Genomic DNA, 5,238 nt, shown 5'->3' on the forward strand with positions numbered 1-5,238 from the left:
TTTGGAGTATAAAATCAGAAGAAGTTTTAATCATCAATAAAAAACAAGCATTAATCAACTAAAAAGAAAATTATGATCAAAATTATCACATCAGTAGTATTATTTATTTGCAGTTTTGCCTTTGCACAAACAGCTGCAACAACTTCACCTTACGAACAAGGAATGGGAAAAGCAATGGGGTTATGGAAAGAAGGTAAATCAGTTGAAGCAACAGCTGTTTTTGAACGAATTGCTTCGGTGGAAAAAACGAATTGGCTGCCGAATTACTACGTGGCGCTTATTAATACAATCGAGGTTTTTAAATTACAGGATAAGTCAAAAGCTCCGGCATTGTTAGACAAAGCCCAGTTAGCCTTGGATGATGCAACAGCTGTGAGTCCGAACAACCCGGAATTAATGGTGGTTCAGGCTTTGATCTATACCGCGTGGATTGTTCAGGATCCTATGGCTAACGGGATGAAGTATTCCGGCAAAGCGATGGAGCAGTATTATAAGGCACAGGCTTTAGCACCCGAAAACCCAAGAGTTGTTTTCTCTAAAGCAGAATTTGAGATTGGTGGCGCAAAATACTGGGGCAAGGATACAAAACCAATGTGCGCTGAAGTGGAAAGATCAATCGGACTTTTTGCTAAATTTAAGCCGGAGACCACTTTTCATCCAAGCTGGGGGTTAGACAGAGCTAAAGAGGTTTTGGCGAACTGCGGAAAATAAGCTGTATCAAAGTAAAATCTGGTAAATTCAGCAAGCAATGAATAAATATCTCAAAGAATTTTTAAAATCGATTGTTTTAGGACTGATCATATTTATCGTGCTGATCTTTATAGGTTTGCTTTCAGGTAAAAAGACAGCTTTAGACAATGATTTACTGATGAATTTTCAGTATACCTTGTTGTATTCGGTTTGCCTGTACATGGTTAATTCTTTGGTATTTATTTTTTTAGATAAGGTCTTTGCGAATAATGGGTTCACTTTTAAAAGGATTCTGATTGGATTTTTAAGTTCTTTTGCAGTATCGGTTTTAACAATCTTCCTGTTGAGGATTTTCGAGGAAGTTGTTATAGAAGGGAATTCTTTTGAAAGTTTTATAGGAAATGAGAAGGCTTCGGATTATTTGGTTGCCACGATCATGACTTTTATTGTTACGCTGATTTTTCATACCGTATTTTTTTACCGCAGTTATCAGGAGAATAGGGTAAAAGAGCAGAAGATCATCGCAGGAACGGCCTCAGCGAAATTCGAAAGTTTAAAAAACCAGATTGACCCGCATTTTCTCTTTAACAGTTTAAATGTATTGAGTTCTTTGATTGAGGAAAATCCGGAAAGTGCCCAAAAATTCACTTCTTCTTTGTCGAAAATTTACCGCTATGTTCTGGAACAGCGCGATAAAGAACTGGTGAGTGTGGAAGAGGAATTAGCATTTGCAAAGACTTACATGAATCTTTTAAAGATGCGTTTCGAAAACAGCATTTTTTATGAACTGCCGGAAAAAATAAACAATCCGGAAGCCAAAGTAGTTCCTTTATCCTTGCAGTTGTTGTTGGAAAATACCATAAAACACAATGTGGTAAGCGAACAAAGACCGTTAAGGATACGAATTTTTGAAAAAGACAATTGTCTGGTCGTCCAAAACGATCTTCAAAAAAAAGAAGTACTGAAGGACAGACAAGGTGTTGGACTGCAGAATATCATAAGCCGATACGCAATTCTTACCGAGCGGCGAGTGAGCATTCAGCAAACCGAAAAAGAGTTCACCGTGGCTTTACCATTATTAACCAAACAAGTAGGAATCATGAATACTGTACAAACATATAGCGACGATTCGGCCTATTACCGAGCTAAAAAGCGAGTGGAAGCCATTAGAGGTTTTTATGGAAGTCTGATTTCTTATTGCGTTGTGATTCCGGTTTTGATTTTTATCAATCTTTATTTTTCACCGAAGTTCCAATGGTTCTGGTTTCCGATGATAGGTTGGGGAATGGGGCTTTTCATGCACGGTTTCGGAGTTTTCGGATACGGTTCACGATGGGAAGAACGAAAAATCAAAGAAATACTGAACAAGCACAACGACAAACAAAATTGGAGGTAATCATGGAAACAAAATATAACGAGAGAGAACAATTGGAACGAGCCAGAAAGCGAGTTCAGGAAATCAAAGGATTTTACGGACATTTGGCTGCCTATCTCGGAGTAAACATAATTTTTCTTGTTATCAACCTGTTAACTTCTCCGGATGATTTATGGTTTTTCTGGCCGATGTTAGGTTGGGGAATCGGAGTGATGTTTCATGGTTTCCGGGTTTTTAATGTCTCGCCTTTTTTCGGAAAGGATTGGGAGGAGCGCAAAATAAGGGAATTTATGGAGGAGGAAGAACGTCGGAAAAACGAATTAAAAAATCAAGGTCATGGAAAATAATAATAACAATTTCGACGAGCGTTACGAAGATGCCCAAAAAAGGGTAAAACGGCTGAAAGGATTTTATTCGCATCTGTTGGTTTACGTTTTGGTAAACATCATGATCGTTTTTTTGAATATCAGAAATCTTCAACCCGGGGAGAGTTATTTTAAGTTTGAAAACTTTTTCACAGCCTTCTTCTGGGGTATCGGATTGTTAGCGCATGGCGTGAGTGTTTTCGGTCATCATCTTATTTTTGGAAAGGAATGGGAAGAGCGAAAGATCAAAGAGTTTATGGAAAAGGATAAACAAGAGCATGAAAAATGGGAGTGATGTTTAGTCGCAGTTTTCAGTCACAGTGGGTGATCCCGGCAAACAAATACAGTTTTCAGACAATTGATTATAACTGAAAATATGAAAGCAATAGTTTGTGAAAGGGAAAATTAAATAGGTACATAATTTTTAAACAACAAAATGAATATCATCATTATTGAAGACGAAAAGCCGGCAGCACGTTTGTTGCAGCGCAAAGTGGAAAAATTGGGATTACCGGTAACCACTATGTTGCATTCTGTGGAAGAAGCGCTGAACTGGTTTCAAAATATTCCGCATCCCGATTTGATTTTTCTGGATATTCAGTTATCCGATGGTTTGTCGTTTGAGATTTTTGAAAATATCGACATAAAAAGCGCCGTAATTTTCACTACTGCGTATGATGAATATGCTTTGCGGGCTTTTAAACTGAACAGTATCGATTATCTTTTAAAACCGATTGACGAAGACGATCTGGAAGTGGCGGTGAACAAATTCAAAGCCCGTAATCAGCCGCAAAACCTGTCATTGGATTTTGAGATGATTAAGAAGATGTTGGTAAATCCTGTCGATAAAAATTACAAAAAACGATTTACCGTAAAAATAGGTCAGCAACTGAAACTAATCAATGTGGAGGAAGTCGAATGTTTTTACAGCGAAAACAAAGGCACCTATCTGCATACATTAGACAACCGTGATTACCTGCTGGACGGAACTCTGGAACAACTCGAATCCGAATTGAATCCAAAGGATTTTTACCGTGTAAGCCGAAAGTTTATTGTTCCGATGAAAGCCATTAAGGAAATTCAGCTGCACAGTAATTCCCGCCTGAAAGTAATATTGCCGAGTTATAATGACGATGAGGTCATCGTGGCCCGTGAACGCGTGAATGATTTTAAAGAGTGGCTGGGATAGTCCTGTGGTCAGTGATCAGTTAACTTCAAATCACAAACTATCCATTTTCTCTACTTACTCAAGCGATGCAAGGTAAACACCATTGTCGATAATAATGCGAAAGCTACTAACTGATGTGCCAGTCCCAACCAAAGCGGAACATGGAATAACAGCGTGAAAACGCCCAACGCAAACTGAATGAAAACAATCGCAACCAAAGTTGTTAAGCCTTTTTTCTGCTGAATATTCAGAACATATTTTTTACTGCAGAAATACAGATACAACATCAAACCAACAACAACATATGCCATGGTTCGATGAACGAACTGCACGCCGCTTTTTCCTTCTGTTAGACGCAATAACCATGAATCTTTTTCCAAAACAATACTTTCATGGAAAAATTGTCCGTCACTCATTAATGGCCAATGATTGTGTACTAAACCGGCATTCAAACCTGCAACAAATCCGCCGTAAATAATTTGTATGATAAGAACAATCAAGGCGATTCTGGCAATAGTTCGCAATGGTTTTATAACTTCAATTTTATTTGGGTAAATCAAATCCAGTGCTACCCAAAGTGTGTAAGCGAACGTGATGAAAGCGAAGGTTAAGTGCAATGACAGACGAAAATGACTCACATCTGGATTGTCGATCAAACCACTTCTTACCATGAACCATCCCAAAAATCCCTGAAACGCACCCATTCCTAAAAGAACAACGCATTTTTTGATAGTTTCCGATGAAAGTCGTTTTTTGATTAAAAAGTAAACAAAAGGAATAATGAAAACCATTCCGATGATTCGTCCGATAAAACGGTGGAACCATTCCCAGAAATAGATGAATTTGTAATCGCTTAAATCAAAATCATTATGAATATTGATTAACTGATATTCAGGGAATTTTTTATACTCTTCAAAAGCGTGTTCCCATTTTTCTTCCGTTAGTGGTGGGAATGTATCGGTAATTAAATGCCAGTCGGTCATCGATAAACCGGAATTGGTCAATCGGGTGATACCGCCAACCATAACCATGATGAATAATAATGCACAGCCTGATAACAACCAGATAATTACAGATTTGTCTTCTTTTTTCATTTTTTTAAAACGTTCTAACTCAACAACTTTTAAACTCTGTTACTTTGCTACTCTTTTCAACCCCATTTTTTCGGCTTTCTTTAATACAAAATCATAAGCAGCCTGATATTCATTCGGAATTTCACCTTCCAGAATGGCTTCTTTTACAGCCTCTTTTAAAACACCAATTTCTCTGGATGGTTTTAAGTCGAAAAGTTCCATAATTTCTTCTCCGCTAATAGGAGGTTGAAACACTCGCACACGGTCTCTTTCTTCCACTTCTACAATCTTCTCGCGTACGATTTTGAAATTGTTATGGTATTTCTGAAATTTCTTTGGGTTTTTTGTGGTGATATCGGCCTCGCATAAGGTCATCAAACTTTCCACGTCTTCACCTGCATCAAAAACCAAACGACGCACTGCCGAATCTGTAACGATGTCTTCAGCCAACACAATAGGGCGCGAACTCATTGAAACCATTTTCTGAACGAATTTCAGTTTCTGGTTTAACGGCATGTGCAATCGTATAAAGATCTTCTTAGCCATTTTTCCGCCTAAAAATTCATG

6 protein-coding genes and 1 pseudogene are annotated in these 5,238 nt (G+C 38.0%); 5 read left to right on the forward strand and 2 right to left on the reverse strand.

Annotated features, from left to right (window positions below):
- The first annotated feature begins 72 nt into the window (after positions 1-72).
- The 5 genes from VLB74_RS10360 (at position 73) to VLB74_RS10380 (ending at position 3,619) form a co-directional block, all read left to right on the forward strand.
- The gene (locus tag VLB74_RS10360) at positions 73-711 is read left to right on the forward strand and encodes a tetratricopeptide repeat protein (protein WP_325203386.1); all 639 of its coding nucleotides are present in this window, start codon (positions 73-75) and stop codon (positions 709-711) included.
- Positions 712-748: 37 nt separating this feature from the next.
- Entirely contained in the window at positions 749-2,086 is a 1,338-nt protein-coding gene (locus VLB74_RS10365; RefSeq protein WP_325203387.1) for a histidine kinase, read from the forward strand.
- A 2-nt stretch (positions 2,087-2,088) separates the two neighbouring features.
- Entirely contained in the window at positions 2,089-2,412 is a 324-nt protein-coding gene (locus VLB74_RS10370; protein WP_325203388.1) for a 2TM domain-containing protein, read from the forward strand.
- A complete protein-coding gene (locus VLB74_RS10375) occupies positions 2,402-2,725 on the forward strand; it encodes a 2TM domain-containing protein (protein WP_325203389.1) in 324 nt (107 codons plus the stop codon). Before VLB74_RS10370 ends, VLB74_RS10375 begins: the two co-directional genes overlap by 11 nt.
- Before the next feature lie 141 nt (positions 2,726-2,866).
- Positions 2,867-3,619 (forward strand): LytR/AlgR family response regulator transcription factor, encoded by a 753-nt coding sequence (locus tag VLB74_RS10380; protein WP_325203390.1) that lies wholly within the window; start codon positions 2,867-2,869, stop codon positions 3,617-3,619.
- A gap of 50 nt (positions 3,620-3,669) precedes the next feature.
- Here VLB74_RS10380 and VLB74_RS10385 read toward each other — a convergent pair whose 3' ends face one another.
- Both VLB74_RS10385 and VLB74_RS10390 read right to left on the reverse strand, forming a co-directional pair.
- On the reverse strand, positions 3,670-4,692 hold the full coding sequence (locus VLB74_RS10385) for a COX15/CtaA family protein (protein WP_325203391.1): 1,023 nt from the start codon (positions 4,690-4,692) through the stop codon (positions 3,670-3,672).
- A gap of 39 nt (positions 4,693-4,731) precedes the next feature.
- Positions 4,732-5,238, reverse strand: a pseudogene (locus tag VLB74_RS10390) (tRNA nucleotidyltransferase); the annotation flags it as partial.

The sequence above is a fragment of the Flavobacterium sp. genome, assembly GCF_035456225.1.
Taxonomy (GTDB): Bacteria; Bacteroidota; Bacteroidia; order Flavobacteriales; family Flavobacteriaceae; genus Flavobacterium.

Bases quoted from the DNA above. Each gene is read 5' to 3' on its own strand.
- VLB74_RS10360 (WP_325203386.1), top strand. From the start codon at position 73: ATGATCAAAATTATCACATCAGTAGTATTATTTATTTGCAGTTTTGCC.
- VLB74_RS10365 (WP_325203387.1), top strand. From the start codon at position 749: ATGAATAAATATCTCAAAGAATTTTTAAAATCGATTGTTTTAGGACTG.
- VLB74_RS10370 (WP_325203388.1), top strand. From the start codon at position 2,089: ATGGAAACAAAATATAACGAGAGAGAACAATTGGAACGAGCCAGAAAG.
- VLB74_RS10375 (WP_325203389.1), top strand. From the start codon at position 2,402: ATGGAAAATAATAATAACAATTTCGACGAGCGTTACGAAGATGCCCAA.
- VLB74_RS10380 (WP_325203390.1), top strand. From the start codon at position 2,867: ATGAATATCATCATTATTGAAGACGAAAAGCCGGCAGCACGTTTGTTG.
- VLB74_RS10385 (WP_325203391.1), bottom strand. From the start codon at position 4,692: ATGAAAAAAGAAGACAAATCTGTAATTATCTGGTTGTTATCAGGCTGT.